Below are 19062 nucleotides of genomic sequence, written 5' to 3' on the forward strand. Positions count from 1 at the left end.
GCATGGCCTACAAGGCGCCGTTGGGCGATATGCAATTCGTGCTGCAACACTGGCTGCGGGCTGAGCAGGACTGGCAGGCGCTGCCGGCCTACGCCGAGGTCGACCTGGAACTGGCGATGCAGGTGCTGGAAGAAGCCGCGCGTTTCACCGGCGAAGTACTGGCGCCGTTGAACGGGCCGGGTGATCGCCAGGGCTGCCGCTTCAGCGACGGTGAAGTGCACACGCCCGAGGGCTTCGCTGTGGCGTATCGTGCTTACGTCGACGGCGGCTGGCCGGCGCTGGCCTGCGATCCGCAGTTGGACGGGCAAGGCCTGCCGCAAGTGCTCGATGCGGCCTTGCAGGAAATGCTCTACGCCAGCAACCACGCCTGGGCCATGTACACCGGCATCGCCCATGGCGCCTACCTGTGCCTCAAGACCCACGCCTCGGCGGCGCTTCAGCAGCGTTACCTGCCGGGCATCATCAGCGGCGAAACGCTGCCGACCATGTGCCTGACCGAGCCCCAGGCCGGCAGCGATATCGGCCTGCTGCGCAGCCGCGCCGAACCCTTGGCCGATGGCAGCTACAGCGTCAGCGGCAACAAGCTGTTCATCTCTGGCGGCGAACACGACCTGACCCGCGACATCCTGCATCTGGTACTCGCGCGTTTGCCGGATGCACCGCAAGGCAGTCGCGGGCTGTCGTTGCTGCTGGTGCCGAAATGGCTCGAAAACGGCGAGCGCAACGCTGTTTATTGCGACGGCCTGGAACACAAATTGGGCATCCGCGGCAGCGCCACCTGTGCGCTGCGTTTCGAACAGGCCAAGGGTTGGCTGGTGGGCGAGGCCCACGGCGGATTGGCGGCAATGTTCGTGATGATGAATTCGGCGCGGCTGCATGTCGGCCTGCAAGGGCTCGGGCATGCCGAAGCGGCCTGGCAGAGCGCCCGCGACTACGCCTTGGAGCGCCGGCAGATGCGCGCGCCGCGTCGCCCCGAACAGGTGCCGGCCGCAGCGGCGGACCCGATCCACCTGCACCCGGCGATGCGCCGCATCCTGCTGGAACTGCGGGTGCGCAGCGAAGGCATGCGCGCCCTCGGCTACTGGGCCGCGCACTGGCTGGACATCGCCAGCGAATCCGCTGACCCGGCGCAGCGCGCCAAGGCCGGGCAACTGGTGGCGTTGCTTACACCGATCGTCAAAGCCAGTTTTACCGAACAAGGCTTCAGCCTCGCGAGCAAGGCGCTGCAGGTGTTTGGCGGTTATGGCTACACGGGTGAGTTCCCCATTGAGCAGACCTTGCGCGACAGCCGCATTGCGATGATCTACGAGGGCAGCAACGAGATTCAGGCCAACGACCTGCTGCTGCGCAAAGTGCTGGGGGATGGGGGGGAAGCGTTTGGCGTGTTGCTGGGTGAGTTGCGGGCCGAGGTTGCGGTGGGGCAAGCGTCCAGAGTGGTGTTTGCTGATGCGTTGGGTGAGGTCTGCGAGCGGCTTGAAAACCTTTTGCCCGAAGTGCGAGCGCTCAGCATCGAAGACAGTGAGTACCCGTACCGCGCCGCCGGTGATTTCCTCCAGCTCTGCGCCACCAGCCTGCTGGCGTTTGCGTGGGCGCGCAGTGCGCGTTGCGTGGCGGGGTTGGCGGAAGATGATCCGTTGCGTCGGGAAAAGCTGGAGAGTGCGGGCTTCTGTTTTGATTATCTGTTGCCGGATTTTGATCGGCAGCTCGCCGGGGTGCGGGCGGCGCGGTTGCCGTTGCCGTTTGTTGCAGGAGAGTGAGGCTTACACATCTTTCGGTCATGTGGTGGCCGCTTGTGCTGGCCGACAGTTCTTCAGCGCTCTCAAGATCGAGCGCCGCCCGCGCGGCGCTTCGCGAGCAAGCTCGCTCCCACATTTGTTGCAACGAGCCTATGCCTGTCAGGCCATTGTTGACCGCCTTGTTGGTTCGACTCGATTTAGAGGTTGGCGCCCCAGCCGCCCCACACTCTCCAGCCATGCACCAAGGCTGGCAACGCCCATCCCACAGGCCATGGCGCGTTGCAACAAATGTGGGAGCGAGCTTGCTCGCGAAGCGCCGCGTGGGCGGCGCTCGATCTCAAGAGCGCTGAAAAACTGTCGGCTAGCCTATGACGGCCACCCCCCCATCCAACTATCCAAAACCCGCATGGCAACCTTGCAGAAATCGGTGAGCTACCAGCTTCAGGCCCGGTGCTATAGTCTGCCACCCGGCTTGGCCAAGCTGCCCGAACCCGCATTCCAGAGGAGCGCCTGTGAGCACCTTTACCTATACGGTCAGCCCCGATGTCTTTGACGATCACCCCGACTACCGCCGCGGCGTGGTGGTCTTCCGCAACCTCGACAACACCCGCCTCGACGCCGAGCTGACCGCGCTGCTGCGCGCCACCGAGCAAGCACTGCGCGAGCGGGTCACCGGCAATCCCGCCGACTACCCGCAGATCGCCGCCTGGCGCGACGCCTATCGCCGTTTCGGCGCCAAGCCCTCGGAACACCGCAGCGCCATCGAAGCCCTCACTCGTCGGGTGCTCAAGCCCGACAACCTGCCGGACATCAACCCGCTGGTGGATATCGGCAACCTGCTGTCCCTGCGCTATCTGCTCCCCGCCGGCGTACACCCGATCGGCCCGCAATCGAAGGCGATCGAACTGCGCAAGACCGTGGCAGACGACCGCTTTCTGGTGGACGCCGCCGCCGAGCCGGAAGCCATCGCTCCCGGCGAAATCGTCCTCGCAGCCGGCACGCGCGTGCTGACCCGGCGCTGGACCTGGCGCCAGGCCGCCGACACTCGCACCCTGGCCGACACCCGCTGCGTGTTCTTCGATATCGACGGCTTGCCGCCAATCAGCCCCGAGGACGTGCGCTCGGCCATGGCCGACCTGGTCGAACTGGTGGCGCGCTACTGCGGTGGCGAGTGTGTCGGCCACGCCGTGCTGCACGCTGGCCAGCCGACCCTGACCCTCGGCCTCGACTGAGGCCCTTGGCATGAATCCCGCCTTCAACAACCTGAGCGTGACCCAGTTGCGCGTGCTGGCGACCCTGCTGGACGTGCGCAACCTCAGCCACGCAGCAACGCGCCTCGGCGCCAGCCAGTCGGCGCTGAGCCGGCATCTGGCGCAGTTTCGCGAAGCCTTTGGCGATCCGCTGCTGGTGCGCCAGGGGCGTCAGTACATCCTCAGCGAGCGCGGGGTGGAACTGCTGGAACCGTTGAAGCAGGTGCTCGAACAGTTGCAGGCGCTGGGCACGCCCTCGCGGTTCTCGCCGGCCACCTGCGAACGGCGTTTCGCCATGGCCGGCTCCGATCACGTCGCCGAACATATCCTGCCGCAACTGCTCGCCGACCTGGCGCGGCTGGCGCCGAACGTCAGCATCGATTTCCGCCCGTGGGAGGCCAACCGTTTCGACTGGCTGGCCAGCGGCAAGGTCGACCTGGCCACCAGCATGATCGAAGACACACCCGCCGAGTTTCACGGCCGGGTGATCGGCGAGGACGTCGCCGTGTGCTGCATGCGCAGCGATCATCCGCTGGCGGCGCAGGCGCAATTGACCCAGGAGCAGTTCCTGAGCTGGCCGCATTTGAAGATCAGCACCGGCGGCGACAAGGACAGCTTCGTCGATGCCTACCTGCGCAAGCACAACCTGCACCGCGACCTGAAACTCACCGTGCCGTATTACTCGGCGGCGCTGGCGGTGCTCCAGCGCAGCGACATGCTGCTGATGCTGCCCGAGCATATCGCCCGCAAATGGGCCGAGCAGGCCGACGTTTGCTGGCGCCCACTGGCATTCGTCCGCCATCCGTTCCGTTATTGGGTGGTCTGGCACAGTCGCACCCACAGCTCGGCGGAACAGCAATGGTTCCGCACCTTCGTTTATGAGCATTGCCGTGGCTCGCAGTTTCTCAGCCCCGGCGAACAACTTCCGGTGTATCCGGCGTGAACAATCCGGCATTCGCATAGTTGCCATTCACTCTGGCTGGATGTTCATTTCCGGTATTACTGTTAACGTGAATGCCATCGAAGTAAACAAGTAACTTCGAGCACAAAAAAACAAACAGCAACTTTCAACTTCACCTGCCGAACTATCGTCGGGCGCCGGGTCGTGCCGTGTCCGAAAAACAATATGGATAATAAAACGATGAGCAGAGCCACTCCTACGGATCACGCGTTATCGCGGGGTTTGTCCAATCGTCATATTCAAATGATCGGACTCGGCGGTGCCATTGGCACTGGCTTGTTTCTCGGCAGTGCCGGCGTAATGAAACTGGCAGGCCCTGGCTTGTTGCTGGGCTATGCCGTTGCCGGGCTGATCGCCTTTCTGATCATGCGCCAACTGGGGGAAATGCTGGTGGACGAGCCGGTGTCCGGCTCGCTGAGCCACTTCTCCAACAAATACTGTTCGCCCTTTATCGGCTACCTCGCCGGCTGGAATTACACCGCCGGCTACATCCTGGTGGGCATGGCGGAACTGACCGCCGTCGGCAAGTACGTGCAGTTCTGGTGGCCGGACGTGCCGACCTGGGCCTGCGCCGCCTTCTTCTTCGTGCTGATCAACGGCCTCAACCTGCTGGCGGTGAAGGTCTACGGCGAGGCGGAATTCTGGTTCGCGGTGATCAAGGTAACGGCGGTGCTGATGATGATTGCCCTGGGCGGCTGGTTGCTGTTCGGCCCGACGCCACCACCGACGGCTGCGGTCAGCAACCTGTGGAGCCAAGGCGGTTTCCTGCCCAACGGCATCAGCGGGCTGATTCTCGCCTTGCCGCTGATCATGTTCGCCTTTGGCGGGCTGGAGTTCATCGGCTTTACCGCCGGCGAAGCACGCGATCCATCGAAGACCATTCCCAGCGCGATCAACAAGGTGCTGCACCGCATCGGTCTGTTCTATATCGCCGCCCTGGCAGTGTTGCTGGCGCTGACACCGTGGGACGACCTGGTGGCTTCGCTATCCGCCGGCGGTGATCCGTACAGTGCCAGTCCGTTCGTGAAGATCCTCGACCTGCTGGGCATCGGCGCGGCGGCTCACGTCCTCAATCTGGTGGTGCTGACCGCCGCGCTGTCGGTCTACAACGCCGTGGTCTATTGCACCGTGCGCCAGTTGCACGCCATGGCCGGGCAGGGCCATGCGCCACGGCAACTGCTCAAGCTCAATCGCAACAATGTGCCGGTCAACGCGCTGATCGTGACGGCGGCGATTACAGCCCTGGCGGTGCTGCTCAACTGGCTGTCGCCCAACGGCACGCTGGAAGCCCTGATGGCATTGGTGGTTGCCACCACCATCATGAACTGGATGCTCACCAGTTATACCCACCTGAAGTTCCGCCGCGCCAAACAGGCGGCAGGAGAACACACTCACTATCGTTCGCCATTGTTCCCCTACGGCAACTATCTGTGTATCGCGTTTATTGTGTCGATCATGTTGATCATGGCGTTCATTCCGGCAATGCGCATATCGGTCTGGTTGATTCCTTTGTGGTTGATCGTTGTTTACGCCAGTTTCCGTAAATATCAATCCATCAAGCCCGCCGCGCTCAACTTCGAATAATCCGTAACAGGTAACTCATGATGAAAACCGAACTTCCCGCTGTTCAACAGCTCACGGGCGGCGATGCCCTGGTCGAGAGTTTGAAAGTGCAGGGCGTCGATACTGTCTTCGCACTGCCCGGTGCACAGATCTATGGCCTGACCGACGCCCTGGCGCGTAATGCCGAGAGCATCCGCACCCTCGGCGCACGGCATGAACAAACCAGCGCCTACATGGCGTTCGGCTACGCCCGTTCCAGCGGTCGCCCCGGGGTGTTCAGCGTGGTGCCGGGCCCCGGCATCCTCAATTCCAGCGCGGCCATGCTCACCGCCCACGGCTGCAACGCGCCGGTGCTGGCGCTGACCGGCGATGTGATGAGCGGCTTCAAGGACCGTGGCCGTGGTCAGTTGCATGAGCTGCCGAAGCAACTGGAAATCCTCCAGAGCATCGGCAAATGGGCCGCGCATATCGAACAGCCGGCCGATGCGCCGTGGCAGGTGGCGCAGGCGTTTCAGGTCATGCAATCCGGGCGCCCCGGCGTGGTCTCGCTGCAAGCCTCCTGGGACTTCTTCACCCGCAGCGCGGCGGTGCGCATGCAGGCGCCGCTGGCGCTGCAACCGACGCCACCGGTGGACAGCGATGCCGTGGAGCGCGCGGCGAAACTGCTGAGCGCGGCCAAGGCGCCGATGATCTTTGTCGGCTCCGGGGCGCTGGAAGCCAGCGCCGAAGTCGGCCAGTTGGCAGAGGTGCTGGGTGCGCCGGTGGTGAGTTTCCGCGGCGGTCGCGGCGTCGTGCCGGATGATCACCCGCTGGGCTTCACCGTTGCCGCCGGAGCCCGGCTCTGGCCGCAGACCGATGTCGCCGTGGTGATCGGCTCGCGCTTCGAGTTGCTGGACATTCGCTGGCGCCATCGCCCGGCTGGCCTGAAGCTGATCCGCATCGATATCGACCCTGCCGAGGTGCGGCGCATGCCGGCCGAGGTCAACCTGCTGGCCGATGCCGGGGAGGGCGCCAGCGCCCTGGCAGAGGCTGTGCTGCGCGCCGGCCCGCCGAAGCGCCGCGACGCCGAAATCGCCGAGGCCAAGGCGGCAGCGGAGCAGGCGATCCAGTGCGTGCAACCGCAGCTCGACTACCTGCGGGTGATTCGCGACGTACTGCCGCGTGACGGCTTCTTCGTCGAGGAAATTTCCCAGGTTGGTTTCACCTCGATCTTCGGTTTCCCGGTGTACAAACCGCGCACCCTGGTCACCTCGGGGCATCAGGGCACCCTCGGCTTCGGCTTTCCCACCGCGCTCGGGGTCAAGGCCGCGCACCCGGACAAAGCGGTGGTGTCGATCTGCGGCGACGGCGGCTTCATGTTCGCCGCCCAGGAACTGGCCACGGCGGTGCAGTACCGGCTCAACCTGGTGACCATCGTGTTCAACAACAGTGCCTTCGGCAACGTCTATCGCGACCAGCAAGAGAGCTTCGCCGGGCGCCTGCTCGGCTCGGAACTGGTGAACCCGGACTTCGTGCGCTTCGCCGAATCCTTCGGCGTCCAGGCCTTCCGGGTCGGCTCGCCGGCGCAGCTGCGCCCGGTGCTGGAACAGGCCTTCGCCGCCGACCGCCCGGTGCTGATCGAGGTCAGCGTGCCGCGTGGCGGTGACAGCAGCCCGTGGCCCTTCCTTCATCCCACTTTCGCTCACTGAGGAGCCCCTGATGTTTGAACATGTCGAGACCTACCCCGGTGACCCGATCCTGTCGTTGATGGACGACTACCAGCGCGATCCGCGCGCCGGAAAGGTCAACCTGAGCATCGGCTTCTACTACGACGAAAACGGCCAGGTGCCGGTGCTGCCGTCGGTACGTCGGGCCAAAGCGTTACTCGATTCGCGGGCGGAAACCGCCAACCTGTACCTGCCCATGGACGGCCATCCGGGGTTCCGCGAGGCGGTGCAGGGTTACCTGTTCGGCGCGCTTGATGGCGCCGACAGCGAGCGCATCGTCACCCTGCAAAGCGTCGGTGGCTCGGGGGCATTGCGGGTCGGCGCGGACTTCCTCAAGCGCTACTACCCGCAGTCGCAGGTGTGGGTCAGCGACCCGACCTGGGACAACCACCTGGCGATTTTCCAGGGCGCCGGTTTCGCGGTGAACCGCTACCCGTACCTGGACGCCATCGGCAAGGCGATCGACTTTGCCGCGATGCTGGAGGTGTTCGGCGAACTGCCGGCCCACAGCATCGTGTTGCTGCACGCCTGCTGTCACAACCCCACCGGCGTCGACCTCACGCCAGAGCAGTGGCAGCGCTTGTACGCGTTGTTCCGCGAGCGCTCGCTGATCCCGTTTCTCGACGCCGCTTATCTGGGGCTGGGGGAGGGGCTGGACGCGGATACCTATGCGATCCGCGCGCTGGCCCGCAGCGGCATCACCGGGCTGGTGAGCAACTCGTTTTCCAAGGTGTTTTCGCTGTATGGCGAGCGGGTCGGTTCGCTGTCGGTGGTGTGTCAGGACGGCGAGATTGCCCGGCGCGTGGCCGGGCAGTTGAAGGGCACGGTGCGCACCAATTACTCCAACCCGCCACGGCATGGCGCGGAACTGGTGGCGACGATTTTCGGCGATGCCGAGCTGACGGCGCTGTGGCGGCAGGAACTGGACGCCATGCGCGCGCGGATGGTGGGCATGCGTCAGGCGTTGTTCGACGAAGTGCGACGTATCGATGCGCAGCGGGAGGTGGATTATCTGCTGCGCCAGAAGGGCATGTTCAGTTACACCGGGCTGAGCGCCGACGCTGTCGATCGCATTCGCGAACAGCATGGGGTGTACCTGATTCGCAGTGGGCGGATGTGTGTCGCGGGCCTCAACGAATCCAACCTGGCGACGGTGGCCAGGGCACTTTCGGACCATTGAGAGGGCTGTTTTTTTAAGTTGCCTCTGGCGCCCTTCGGGGCGCTTTTTTTGTTCGATCGTTTATGCCGCCAGCCAATGTTTACGGGCGCGTGACGCTGTACGAAACCTCCGATAATGGCTCGAAGCCATCCATCAAAGCCGCGAAATAGAGCCCTCAAAGTCGAGAAACATTTCACATTTACGTCAATTTATTTCGAACTTTAGCGGAGACCGGTGCTTCAAAGCGGTGCGTTCGTTAATACATTACAGTCATGGAGGCTTCCCGAATGCCCACCCGTAAATTGCTCGCACCGACCTGCATCCTGGCCCTGCTGGGCGCACCTCTGGCGGCCGTTGCCGCACCGAGCACCGACCCGCTGTTCACCCTCGGCCTGACGGGCAGCTACGACAAATTCAAGTTCGAAGGCGGTGACGAGTCCGACTCCGACCACCTCGGTCAGGGCGGCGTATTCGCCACCTTCGGCAACAAGCTGACTGCCGAATCCGGCTTCATCTACCAGGTCGGCGCCGAAGCCAAATACGGCAAGAAAGACGACAACAAACTCAAGGAAGCCCAGGCCGACCTCGACCTCGGCTGGCGTGCGGCGCTGGATGCGCGCAACTTCGTCGACGTGACCGTGGGCGGCGGCTATGGCTGGACGCGCTTCGAGCCGGCGATCAACGACATCGACGTCGAAATCACCTCCAAATCGCCGTTCGCCAAGGCTGCGCTGGGCTACAACCACCAGTTCGACACCTCGACCTTGCGTGTCGAAGTCGGCGCCCGCCACACCCTCGGCGGCGAAGCCAAGCTCAAGGTTGACGATTTTGGCAGCGACACCGTCGACCTCAAGGACCGCACCAACCCTTACGCCGAAGTCAGCCTGCTGCTGAATCAGCAGGGCGGCATGCCGGTGCAGGTCGGCGCGTACTACACCCGTACCGAGTACAAGCTGGACGAAGACTCGGACGTAGCCGACAACACCAAGCTCAAGCGTGACGAGTTCGGTGTGAAGGTCGGTCTGGCGTTCTAAGCGCCTGATCGGTTCGAAGGGCCGGGGCGGCCCTTCGATTCCGATGGCGGAATACGGCGTTATTCCGCGTTCTGCAGGGTCGCCATATCAATGACGAAGCGGTACTTCACGTCCCCCGCGATCATGCGGCTGTAGGCTTCGTTGATGGCGCGGATATCGAGCATTTCGATATCGCAGCGAATGTCATGCGCGGCACAGAAATCCAGCACCTCCTGGGTCTCGGCGATGCCGCCGATCAACGACCCGGCAATCACCCGACGCTTGAGCACCAGATGGGCCGCATCGATGGCAGGCTCGATGGGTTCGATCAGGCCCACCAGAATATGCACGCCGTTGAACTTGAGCGTCTTGAGGTAGGGGTTGAGGTCGTGCTGAACCGGGATGGTGTCGAGCAGGAAATCGAAGTGGTCCGCCACCGCGGCCATTTGCGCCGGATCGGTCGAGACCACGACGTGATCGGCGCCCTGACGGTGGGCTTCCTCGGCCTTCGCCGCCGAACGAGTGAACAGCGTGACTTCGGCGCCCAGCGCCTTGGCCAGCTTGATGCCCATATGACCGAGCCCGCCCATGCCCAGAATGCCCACCCGATGACCCGGCCCGACGCCGTGATGGCGCAGCGGCGAGTAAGTGGTGATGCCCGCGCAGAGGATCGGCGCCGCGCTCGGCAAGTCCATGCCGTCCGGAATCCGCAACACGAAATCTTCCCGCACCACGATGCAGTTGGAGTAACCGCCGAGGGTGTAGCTGCCGTCCACGCGGTCTGGCGTGGTGTAGGTCATGGTCGGGCCTTCGAGGCAATACTGCTCGAGATCGGCGTGGCAGGCGTCGCAGTGCTGGCAGGAGTCGACCATGCAACCGACGCCGACCAGATCGCCGGGCTGGTACTTGCTCGCCGCGCTACCGGTGGTGCGGACACGGCCGATGATTTCGTGGCCGGGCATCAGCGGATAGACGGCGATTCCCCATTCGTTGCGTGCCTGATGGATATCGGAATGGCAGACGCCGCAGTAGAGGATATCGATGACGACATCGTTCGCGCGCGGGCTGCGGCGGTCGAAGGTCATCGGGGCGAGCGGCGCGCTGGCCGACTGGGCGGCGTAGCCAATGGCTTTGTACATAAGGGTGTCTCTGCACAGCGAAAAGAGGCGGCGCATTGTGCGGGCGACGGGCGGGGATGCCGATGGGTATTCCTCCGGGTGTCATGCCTATTCCTCCAGTGCCGCGTGGATTGACGGTATCCCGGCCGTGAAATCTGGGATCATGGGCGCGTCACTCACTCTTGCCTTCCCTCATGTCCAATCCTCATCACTTTCCAGGGCGCCAGGCCCTGTGCGACCTGATCAAGCCGCTGGCCACGCGTCCGGGCTTTGTCGACACCTTGCTCAGTGACGTGCAGGTGCTGTCCTGGGCGGAGTATGTGGCCAGCAGCCCGCAGATCTACGAACCCAGCCTGATGGTCCTGGCGCAGGGCCGAAAGCTGGCGCGCCTGGGCGAACGAACGCTGGATTACGGGGCAGGGCAGTACCTGGTGCAGGCGCTGTCGGTGCCGTTCATGTGCGAGACCTTCGCCAGCGAGGCCGAGCCGCTGTACGGCGTGGCTGTCGGTATCGATCCACTGGTCCTGAGCGAAATGGTCCAGGCGATGGACCCGCTTCCCGCCGGGCTGGTCCGGGCGCAAACCCCGGAGTCCATGAGCTCCGCGCCCCTTGATGAGCCGATGCAGGACGCTGTGCTGCGGTTGTTGCAGTGCCTGCAACGACCCGAAGACGCCCGCGTGATGGGCGCGGCGCGGGTACGCGAAGTGTATTTCGCAGCGCTCAACGGCCCACAGGCTGGCGTGCTGAGAGCGCTGGTCGAGCAACAGGGGCACTTCGCCCGGATTGGCGCCTCGCTGGCGTATCTGCGCGATCACTACGCCGACCCGCTCAGCATCGACGAACTGGCCGGCCGCGCGAACATGAGCGCTTCCGCGTTTCACGAACACTTCAAGCGCAACACCTTGCTGTCGCCCATCCAGTACCTCAAGCGACTGCGTCTGTTGAAAGCACAGCAGATGCTGATCGGCGAGGGCCTGGGCGTTGCTCAGGTCGCGCACCGTGTGGGCTACCAGAGCAGCTCGCAGTTCAGTCGGGAGTACAAACGGCAGTTTTCGCGGAGCCCGGGGGATGAGGTGCCTTATCGCGGGATTGCGGTTTAGGGCGGTTCTGGCCCCGGCCTCTTGTTCGCCTGGAGTTGCTGCCGAGATCAGCGATTAAGTGATAGAAGGTGGGGTCTCAGAAAAACCGCAACGGCAGGTAGCTGCCAAACCCAAGCCAAGGAGTGCAGCGATGGATGACTATCTGCAGTTGAATAGAGCTAACTGGGATGAGCGGGCGCCACTCCACGCCGCTTCTCCTGACTATGAAGCTGCAAGGTTTAAAGCCTCTGCGGGTCATTTATCGGCGGTGGTTCGTTTCGATCAGCCTCGCCTCGGTGACATCTCCGGCCTGAGAGGGGTGCACCTACAGTGCCATATCGGTACAGACACCCTTTCTCTTGCCCGTCTTGGGGCGGTCATGACTGGCCTGGACTTTTCTTCCGTCTCACTGGATCAGGCCCGGAGACTGGCGGCCGACTGTAGCGCTGATATTCACTACGTCGAAGCGCCGGTTTACGAGGCTGCACAAGCCCTTGGTGGTGCTGGCTTCGATCTGGTCTATACCGGCGTCGGCGCATTGAACTGGTTGCCCAGCATTGATAAGTGGGCCGGGACGGTAGCTGCGTTGCTCAAGCCAGGAGGCCGCCTGTTTCTGCGTGAAGGGCATCCGATGCTCCTGGCGCTGGACGAAAATTGCCAGGGCGAACTGAGGATCAGCCACCCGTACTTCGAGCTCCCGGAGCCGACGGTCTGGAACGATGACAGCACCTATGTCGAAGTCGATACTGCGCTGAAGGCCACCGTCACCCATGAGTGGAACCACGGCCTTGGCGAGGTGATTTCGGCGCTTCTGCGTCATGGGCTGAATCTTGTCGCCATCGAGGAACATGACTGCATTCCGTGGGAGGCGCTGCCTGGGCAGATGGTTCTCGGGGAGGATGGAGAGTGGCGTTTGAAGGTTGATCCGTGGCGTTTGCCGTTGAGCTATACCCTGCAGGCGATTAAACGGTGAGTGACAGGGCTGGCTGTTGTTGTGGACAAAAAAAGCCCGCCGAAGCGGGCTTTTTCAACAGCGGGTGAATCAGTCGTCGGAGCTCATGATGCCGAACAGTTGCAGCAGGCTGACGAACAGGTTGTAGATCGATACATACAGGCTGATGGTCGCCATGATGTAGTTGCGCTCACCGCCATGGATGATCTGGCTGGTCTGGAACAGGATGCATACCGACGAGAACAGCACGAAGCCGGCGCTGATCGCCAGTTGCAGGCCGCTGATCTGGAAGAAGAAGCTCGCGACCACGGCACCCAGCAGAACGAAGAAACCGGCGGTGATGAAGCCGCTGAGGAAGCTCATGTCCTTGCGAGTGATCAGCACGTAGGCCGACAGACCACCGAACACCAGCGCGGTCATGGCGAAGGCCGAGCTGACCACTTCGGCGCCACCGGCCATGCCCAGGTAACGGTTGAGGATCGGGCCAAGCAGGAAGCCCATGAAACCGGTCAGGGCGAAGGTGGAAACCAGGCCCCAGGCCGAGTCACGCAGCTTGGCGGTAAGGAAGAACAGACCGTAGAAACCGATCAGTACGACGAAGATATTCGGGTAACCGACGCGCATCTGCTGTGCGACGTAGGCCATGACGGCACTGAAGATGAGAGTCAGGGCCAGCAAGCCGTACGTGTTGCGCAGGACTCGGCTGACCTCCTGCTGTTCGACCTGCAGGCCGTGGTTGACGGCGTAATCCTGTTCGCGCATGGCGACACTCCTGTGGGTTTTGAAACGTTGAGTTGCAAAGATCATAACAGAGCATTGGAAACAGGCCATCCAGAGAGTTTGACAGCTTGTTTCATTTCGGTATGATGGCGCCCGCATGACAAAGTGGAAGCGTGGCCGAGTGGTTTAAGGCAACGGTCTTGAAAACCGTCGATGGGCAACTATCCTAGAGTTCGAATCTCTACGCTTCCGCCATATTCTGATCTAAGCCCCTGAAAGCAGGGGCTTTTTTCTGTCTGCAGGTTTTATGCCCACGTTTCTACCCACGCCTTCCTTTCCTCGTTCACTCCCTTTTTCAGCCATATTCTGAAACTGCTTTTACTCACCCAGACCTTCCCATCAAGCGCCGCCTTGCCCATCTATCAATAGATAGCATCAGGGGAAGAGCCGTCGACCGACTCTTGGATTCAGCACTCGACGGTGGCGCGAACGCACTGCCAAAGTGGATGGTTTGCCTGTTCGCGGGTTTCAGAGAAGTCAGCCCAAGTACGGCGAGACGGGCCTTTTCACTTAGCGTAGTGACGCGCCTCGATCGCTTGTGCCCGCTGCCAGCTTTCAAGCGATTTGAGATTCTGCAGGTATTTCTTGATGTGTGGATACTGGCCTTTGCTGTCGAAGCGTTGAATGATTTCGGCTACAAAGAACATCATGAAATCGGCGCCACTGAGCTTGCCGCCCACCAGGTAGTCTTTGTTTTCCAACTGATCGTTCAGGTACGTGAAGACCTTTTTGCTTTCGGCTTGGGCGTAGCTCGGAAGAAAAACGAGCTCGGCAGTCTCACGCTGCATGAAGACCTGGAGCAGCGGTGGCAGCATGGCGGAGCTTTCGGAGAAATGCAGCCATTGCAAATACTCTACATGCTCATCGCTTTCTTTCGCCGGCGCCAAGTGCGGGGCAAAGCGCTCGATCAGAATCTCCGTGATCGCACCCGATTCCGCTACCACCTTCCCGTTCAGTTCAATCACCGGCGACTTGCCCAGTGGATGGATGGCTTTGAGGGACTCAGGAGCAAAATGGGTCGCTCGATCACGGGTATAGAATTTGACCTCGTAAGGCACCCCCATCTCTTCCAGCAGCCAAAGCGTGCGAATGGAGCGCGATTCGTTCAAGTGGTGCAAGGTGATCATGTAGGTGTTCCTTCGGTCGGAATAAGTGAGAGTGGGTCTACATCCGTGATGGTTGCGATGTAGATCCCTTCAAATGTGTCACTGAGCCAGTTTGAGAAGGGCCTTGGCGGCCTGTTCCGAGCTAGCAGGGTTCTGGCCAGTCACAAGCTTGCCGTCGACCAGGACGAAAGGCGCCCAATTCTCGGTCTTCTCGTACAGCGCGCCCTGACGTTTGAATTCGTCCTCAATGAGAAACGGAACCACGTTGGTCAGTTGCACATCTTCCTCTTCGCCATTGGTGAAGCCCGTTACACGTCGGCCTTTAACCAGAGGCTCACCATCAGCGGTTTTTACATGGCGCAGCACACCCGGTGCGTGGCAAACGAAGCCGATTGGCTTGTTGGCTCGCTCGAAGCTTTCAATCAGATCGATCGACTTGCGAGACTCCGCAAGATCCCAAAGCGGGCCGTGGCCACCTGGGTAAAAGACAGTGTCGAACTCTTCATGGGAAACGGCATCCAGCTTTACGGTAGATGCGAGGACACGCTGGGCGTCAGGGTCGGCTTTGAAGCGGTGAGTCAGCTCGGTTTGAAATTCCGGCAGATCGCTTTTGGGATCAAGCGGAGGTTGCCCGCCTGCTGGCGAGGCCACTACAACCTCGGCACCCGCATCTTTGAACACGTAGTAGGGCGCCGCGAACTCTTCCAGCCAGAAGCCTGTCTTCAGCCCGGTGTCGCCGAGCTGGTCGTGGGAAGTCAACACCATCAATACTTTCATCTGGATTTCCATACTCTTGATTTAAAGGTTTCCGGGCGTTCGAGCACGCTGTCCGCAGCTCAGTCTCTGGAGGCTCAGCCTGCAAAAAAAGCCTGAACCGTTTGCAAGTTGTCGCTGTAAGGGGCCCGCAGTCTCAGGTTCGAAGCGCCGTCGTTGCTTTGCACTACTACTGGCTTGGCATGGGTGAAACGGCGGAAGCCATGCACGCCGTGATAGGCGCCGATGCCCGACGCGCCTACGCCACCAAACGGCAGTGAATCGATCGAGGCGTGGGTCATGACATCGTTGATCACCAGGGCCCCTGAGGTGGTGTGGCGTGCAAACAGCTCTTGCTGGGCCTTGTCATCTCCGAAGTAATACGCAGCGAGAGGGCGCGGATGGCTGTTGATGTACTGAAGGGGCTCGGAAGCATCGGTGTACGTTTTCACCGGCAGCAGGGGTCCAAAGATCTCTTCCTGCATGATGGCCATCTCGTCGGTCACATCGAGCACCAGATGCGGGGCGACTTTTCGGGTTTTCGCATCGAACGCTGGCTCACTGTCCGGCGCCAGGTTGATCAGCGTGGCTCCCTTCTGCTCTGCGTCCGCCAGAAGGCCAACCAGCCGGTCGAAATGGCGGTCACTGATGATCGAGGTGTATTCCGGATTGCCGAGCAGGGTGGGGAAGCTGTTGGCGATGAATTCTTTACTGAACATCACCAACGACTTCTGCTGCTCCGGCGTCACCATCATGTAATCCGGCGACAGGCAAATCTGACCCGCATTGAACGTCTTGATGGTCAGCGTCCGCGCGGTGGCAACCGCGATATCGAAACCTTCTGCCACCACCACTGGGGACTTGCCGCCAAGCTCTAACGTGACAGGTACCAGGTTCTCAGCCGCTGCGCGCATCACATGCCGTCCGACGCCAGTGCTTCCGGTGAAAACGAGGTGGTCGAAGGGCAGGGAGCTGAACGCCGCCCCTACACTCGCATCACCCAGCACTACCGAAAGCTCTGAGGGTTCGAAGTAGGCGGGCACTAACTCCGCCAGGAGCTGCGAAGTGGCCGGCGTCAGCTCTGATGGCTTCAGCATCGCGGTGTTGCCTGCGGCGAAGATGCCTGCCAGAGGGCCAAAAGCGAGGTTGATCGGGAAGTTCCAAGGGCTTATTACGCCAACAACACCGAGTGGTTGTTGCTCGATCCAGGCCTCCATTCCAGGCCCAGGGCTTTCTACTTTCTCTGCCTTCATCCAGGTTTCCAGATGATCAGCAGAGTGCTCCAGCATCTTCAGGGTGGTCGCGAGGTCAGCAACCAGCGACTGATAAATGCTGCGGTTGCCGAAGTCAGTGTTGATCGCTTGGCTGATAGCCTGGTGATTGTCTCGGATCAGCTTGGCGCTGCGTTTGAGCCTGTCGCGGCGCAGTTCTGCACTGGCTGGCCCCGACGCAATATGGGCTCGCTTCATGCTGCGCAAAATTGCGAAAAGATCTTGAGTGTCTTGGTTGCCAGTCATTGGATTTCCTCAGATCGAAGGGCTGTCAGTGCGCCCGTGATAAGTGCGTTCAAATCGTGGAAGCAATCGTAGGGCAGTGGCGTGACGGCGAGTAGACAGCGTATTTTAGCGCTCATATAAATTTTATTATGGGTGCGTCATGTCGCTGGTCAGGTTGAGAACCTTCATTGAGGTCTATCGTCAGCGGTCAATCAGCGGCGCCGCGCGGTCTCTGAACTTGACCCAGCCAGCTGTGTCGCAGCACATCGCAGGGTTGGAGTCAGCGATCGGCAGAACCTTGTTCGATCGACAGGCTCGGGGGGTGGAGCCAACAGCCGCCGCTCGTGAGTTGGCGTCGGACTTGGGGGACAAGCTGGACATGGCCGAATCCGCTTTGGCCACCGCAAGAGCACGGTCGGTGGAACTAGCCGGGGCGTTGCAGATCATCGGACATGCTGACTTCCTGGCCGAGGTCGTTTCCAAGCAGCTTCGACCTTTACTTGAGGATGGTATTCGCCTGCGCATGCGCAGTGGCAACCATGAGCTGATCACACGGTTGCTCATCGAGGGGGAATGTGACCTGGGCATATCCGCCTCTCCACCCGATACACCCCGGCTGCGTAATGAGCTGATGTTCACAGAGCAAATTGTAGCCGTAGCGGCGCCGGCGGTTGCACAGCGAATCGCTGCGGCTGAAACCCTTGAAAAGGGGCTCGGTGCAGAGGCGTTGCTGGCCTACAGCCTGGAACTGCCGTTGGTGGACGCGTGGCTTGAAAAGAATGAAATCGAGCTTGAGTCTTCTGTCCCGGCGATGGCCGGCCGGGATTTGCGTACGCTGCGAACGCTCATGATTGATGGGTTCGGTTGGAGCACGTTGCCGGCCTATCTCTGCGAACCTCACATCGCACGGGGCGAGCTTCAAGAGATACCCAGCCCGGTTGGACGCACCACGCGTGATTACCATTTGCTCTGGGCGCCTGCGGCCCTGAGGCAGCCTCGCGTTGCTCATGCTCGGCAGACGTTGCTCTGGCATATGCGCAATGGAGAGCGAAACCAAGCTGATAGTGGGGGGCACCCAGCTTCCTGATAGGTATGTCCGGGCGCTCCCGATGATATCCATACCTGTGCCCGAAGATTCTGTTTGCAGGCGCCGGTTCATGAACAGGAGTGTTTGATATGCCGGCTGGACCGACTCCGCCATGCCTCCTGCGCCAGCGTCATCACCACCGTAAGCCCCATAAACACCACCGACGCCCAGAAGATACCCTCCGGCATCCCCCGGTCGAGCAGCCACCCAAACCCCACCGGGCCCAGTGCGCCGCCGATGTTGAATCCGCTGGAGACGATGCCGAAGGTCCGCCCTTCTGCGCCTTTGGGTGACGCGGCGCGGACCAGCATGTCGCGGGACGGGGCGATCACGCCGGTGAGGAAGCCGATCACGCCGAGCACGATGACCAGTGCCTGGCCGCTGAATCCCGCCGTGGCGACGAGGGCCGTGAGCAGCGCGGCCAGGCTGAAGGCCGCGGCGGCCACCAGGCCGTGGCGCCGGGTGCGGTCGGCGAGAACACCGCCGGACAGCACGCCGAAGGCGCTGGCGAACAGAAAGGCGCTGAGCGCCGCGTTGGCCCACGGCAGGGCGATGCCTTGGCCCTGCATCAGTGCGGGCAGCGAAAATTTCTCGATGGCGCTGGTGCTGAGGTTAAGCAGCACGAACAGCAGCGTCAGGGTCAAAATCATCGGTGACAACAACCGGCGGCGGGCGTTGTCGGGCTTGCCGGCAGCGGCTTTGGCGGTGCGGGCCGGGGCGATCCGGGGGATGCCCGACCCCGGCACCAGCAGCAAGGCGAGGGCGGCAAAGCCGGCCAGCGCCACCGCGACGAACGCCAGGCGCGGATCGCTGGCCGCTGCGATGGCCGGCAGCACCAGCGGCGCGACGGCGGCGCCGAGAAAACCGGCGAAGGTGTGTACGGAAAAGGCCTTGCCCATCCGCGCCGGATCAATGCCCTGGGCCAGCAAGGCGTAGTCGGCCGGGTGGTAGACAGCGTTGGCGACACCCGCCAGGGCCATGGCGACCAGCAGCCAGGTGTAGGTGGGAAACAGGGCGATCAGCAGGAAGCTGCAACTGCCCAGAGCCAGCCCCGCGATCAGCACGCGGCGGGCGCCGTAATGGTCGACGGCAAAGCCCATGGGTGCCTGCAACAACGCGCTGACGATATTGAACAGGCTCAGCGCCAACCCCAGTTCGACATAGCCGACGCCAAACCAGGCGGGCAGCAATGGAAACAGGGCGGCGAGGGCCATGATGTGCAGGTGGCTGATGCTGTGGGCGGTGGCGACCTGGGGCAGCAGCCCGATACGGCTCGGCATTCGGCGGGGATTCCTTTATCGAC

The 19062-nt window shown here is 62.0% G+C and carries 16 protein-coding genes and 1 tRNA gene; 11 read left to right on the forward strand and 6 right to left on the reverse strand.

Annotated elements, in window-relative coordinates; all coding sequences use genetic code 11:
• The first annotated feature begins 2 nt into the window (after positions 1-2).
• The 7 genes from HWV67_RS01495 to HWV67_RS01525 all read left to right on the forward strand — a co-directional run bounded on the left by HWV67_RS01495 (position 3) and on the right by HWV67_RS01525 (position 9409).
• Positions 3-1757, forward strand: a complete 1755-nt coding sequence (locus HWV67_RS01495) for an acyl-CoA dehydrogenase family protein (protein WP_175649602.1) — start codon at positions 3-5, stop codon at positions 1755-1757.
• 491 nt (positions 1758-2248) lie between these two features.
• Positions 2249-2968 (forward strand): B3/B4 domain-containing protein, encoded by a 720-nt coding sequence (locus HWV67_RS01500; RefSeq protein WP_175649603.1) that lies wholly within the window; start codon positions 2249-2251, stop codon positions 2966-2968.
• A gap of 10 nt (positions 2969-2978) precedes the next feature.
• Positions 2979-3929: a LysR family transcriptional regulator gene (locus HWV67_RS01505; RefSeq protein ID WP_175649604.1), complete on the forward strand. Its 951-nt coding sequence runs from the start codon at positions 2979-2981 to the stop codon at positions 3927-3929.
• A gap of 198 nt (positions 3930-4127) precedes the next feature.
• On the forward strand, positions 4128-5531 hold the full coding sequence (locus HWV67_RS01510) for an amino acid permease (RefSeq protein ID WP_371929267.1): 1404 nt from the start codon (positions 4128-4130) through the stop codon (positions 5529-5531).
• Positions 5532-5551: 20 nt separating this feature from the next.
• Positions 5552-7198, forward strand: a complete 1647-nt coding sequence (locus HWV67_RS01515) for a thiamine pyrophosphate-dependent enzyme (protein WP_175649606.1) — start codon at positions 5552-5554, stop codon at positions 7196-7198.
• A gap of 10 nt (positions 7199-7208) precedes the next feature.
• On the forward strand, positions 7209-8396 hold the full coding sequence (locus tag HWV67_RS01520; RefSeq protein WP_175649607.1) for an amino acid aminotransferase: 1188 nt from the start codon (positions 7209-7211) through the stop codon (positions 8394-8396).
• A gap of 266 nt (positions 8397-8662) precedes the next feature.
• Positions 8663-9409, forward strand: a complete 747-nt coding sequence (locus HWV67_RS01525; protein ID WP_175649608.1) for an outer membrane beta-barrel protein — start codon at positions 8663-8665, stop codon at positions 9407-9409.
• Positions 9410-9468: 59 nt separating this feature from the next.
• Here HWV67_RS01525 and HWV67_RS01530 read toward each other — a convergent pair whose 3' ends face one another.
• The gene (locus HWV67_RS01530) at positions 9469-10527 is read right to left on the reverse strand and encodes an NAD(P)-dependent alcohol dehydrogenase (protein ID WP_175649609.1); all 1059 of its coding nucleotides are present in this window, start codon (positions 10525-10527) and stop codon (positions 9469-9471) included.
• Between the two features lie 173 nt (positions 10528-10700).
• Between HWV67_RS01530 and HWV67_RS01535 the strand changes: the two genes are divergently transcribed.
• Positions 10701-11606, forward strand: coding sequence for an AraC family transcriptional regulator (locus tag HWV67_RS01535; protein WP_175649610.1), 906 nt, complete (start codon positions 10701-10703; stop codon positions 11604-11606).
• A gap of 130 nt (positions 11607-11736) precedes the next feature.
• Positions 11737-12558 carry a class I SAM-dependent methyltransferase gene (locus HWV67_RS01540; RefSeq protein WP_175649611.1) on the forward strand — a complete coding sequence of 274 codons (822 nt, stop codon included), beginning with the start codon at positions 11737-11739 and terminating at the stop codon, positions 12556-12558.
• 69 nt (positions 12559-12627) lie between these two features.
• Here HWV67_RS01540 and HWV67_RS01545 read toward each other — a convergent pair whose 3' ends face one another.
• Positions 12628-13299 (reverse strand): Bax inhibitor-1/YccA family protein, encoded by a 672-nt coding sequence (locus HWV67_RS01545; protein WP_095157359.1) that lies wholly within the window; start codon positions 13297-13299, stop codon positions 12628-12630.
• Between the two features lie 125 nt (positions 13300-13424).
• Here HWV67_RS01545 and HWV67_RS01550 point away from each other — a divergent pair.
• Positions 13425-13512: transfer RNA gene (locus HWV67_RS01550), tRNA-Ser, on the forward strand.
• 311 nt (positions 13513-13823) lie between these two features.
• Here the strand turns inward: HWV67_RS01550 and HWV67_RS01555 are convergent.
• From HWV67_RS01555 to HWV67_RS01565, 3 genes are all read right to left on the reverse strand, one after another.
• Complete coding sequence (locus HWV67_RS01555) at positions 13824-14444, reverse strand: glutathione S-transferase family protein (RefSeq protein WP_175649612.1); 621 nt, start codon at positions 14442-14444, stop codon at positions 13824-13826.
• 78 nt (positions 14445-14522) lie between these two features.
• On the reverse strand, positions 14523-15200 hold the full coding sequence (locus HWV67_RS01560) for a type 1 glutamine amidotransferase domain-containing protein (protein WP_175649613.1): 678 nt from the start codon (positions 15198-15200) through the stop codon (positions 14523-14525).
• Positions 15201-15274: 74 nt separating this feature from the next.
• Positions 15275-16693, reverse strand: coding sequence for a coniferyl aldehyde dehydrogenase (locus HWV67_RS01565; RefSeq protein ID WP_175649614.1), 1419 nt, complete (start codon positions 16691-16693; stop codon positions 15275-15277).
• A gap of 139 nt (positions 16694-16832) precedes the next feature.
• Between HWV67_RS01565 and HWV67_RS01570 the strand changes: the two genes are divergently transcribed.
• The gene (locus HWV67_RS01570) at positions 16833-17759 is read left to right on the forward strand and encodes a LysR family transcriptional regulator (RefSeq protein ID WP_175649615.1); all 927 of its coding nucleotides are present in this window, start codon (positions 16833-16835) and stop codon (positions 17757-17759) included.
• A gap of 68 nt (positions 17760-17827) precedes the next feature.
• On the opposite strand, the gene HWV67_RS01575 is transcribed toward HWV67_RS01570, so the two are convergent.
• Positions 17828-19039: an MFS transporter gene (locus tag HWV67_RS01575; protein ID WP_175649616.1), complete on the reverse strand. Its 1212-nt coding sequence runs from the start codon at positions 19037-19039 to the stop codon at positions 17828-17830.
• Positions 19040-19062: the final 23 nt, after the last annotated feature.

Source organism: Pseudomonas sp. Marseille-P9899 (assembly GCF_903166565.1).
Classification (GTDB): domain Bacteria; phylum Pseudomonadota; class Gammaproteobacteria; order Pseudomonadales; family Pseudomonadaceae; genus Aquipseudomonas; species Aquipseudomonas huaxiensis.

What these genes read in the sequence shown, in the direction of transcription:
- HWV67_RS01495 (WP_175649602.1), top strand. Translation starts at nt 3, where the DNA reads ATGGCCTACAAGGCGCCGTTGGGCGATATGCAATTCGTGCTGCAACAC.
- HWV67_RS01505 (WP_175649604.1), top strand. Translation starts at nt 2,979, where the DNA reads ATGAATCCCGCCTTCAACAACCTGAGCGTGACCCAGTTGCGCGTGCTG.
- HWV67_RS01510 (WP_371929267.1), top strand. Translation starts at nt 4,128, where the DNA reads ATGAGCAGAGCCACTCCTACGGATCACGCGTTATCGCGGGGTTTGTCC.
- HWV67_RS01515 (WP_175649606.1), top strand. Translation starts at nt 5,552, where the DNA reads ATGAAAACCGAACTTCCCGCTGTTCAACAGCTCACGGGCGGCGATGCC.
- HWV67_RS01520 (WP_175649607.1), top strand. Translation starts at nt 7,209, where the DNA reads ATGTTTGAACATGTCGAGACCTACCCCGGTGACCCGATCCTGTCGTTG.
- HWV67_RS01525 (WP_175649608.1), top strand. Translation starts at nt 8,663, where the DNA reads ATGCCCACCCGTAAATTGCTCGCACCGACCTGCATCCTGGCCCTGCTG.
- HWV67_RS01530 (WP_175649609.1), bottom strand. Translation starts at nt 10,527, where the DNA reads ATGTACAAAGCCATTGGCTACGCCGCCCAGTCGGCCAGCGCGCCGCTC.
- HWV67_RS01535 (WP_175649610.1), top strand. Translation starts at nt 10,701, where the DNA reads ATGTCCAATCCTCATCACTTTCCAGGGCGCCAGGCCCTGTGCGACCTG.
- HWV67_RS01540 (WP_175649611.1), top strand. Translation starts at nt 11,737, where the DNA reads ATGGATGACTATCTGCAGTTGAATAGAGCTAACTGGGATGAGCGGGCG.
- HWV67_RS01545 (WP_095157359.1), bottom strand. Translation starts at nt 13,299, where the DNA reads ATGCGCGAACAGGATTACGCCGTCAACCACGGCCTGCAGGTCGAACAG.
- HWV67_RS01555 (WP_175649612.1), bottom strand. Translation starts at nt 14,444, where the DNA reads ATGATCACCTTGCACCACTTGAACGAATCGCGCTCCATTCGCACGCTT.
- HWV67_RS01560 (WP_175649613.1), bottom strand. Translation starts at nt 15,200, where the DNA reads ATGAAAGTATTGATGGTGTTGACTTCCCACGACCAGCTCGGCGACACC.
- HWV67_RS01565 (WP_175649614.1), bottom strand. Translation starts at nt 16,693, where the DNA reads ATGACTGGCAACCAAGACACTCAAGATCTTTTCGCAATTTTGCGCAGC.
- HWV67_RS01570 (WP_175649615.1), top strand. Translation starts at nt 16,833, where the DNA reads ATGTCGCTGGTCAGGTTGAGAACCTTCATTGAGGTCTATCGTCAGCGG.
- HWV67_RS01575 (WP_175649616.1), bottom strand. Translation starts at nt 19,039, where the DNA reads ATGCCGAGCCGTATCGGGCTGCTGCCCCAGGTCGCCACCGCCCACAGC.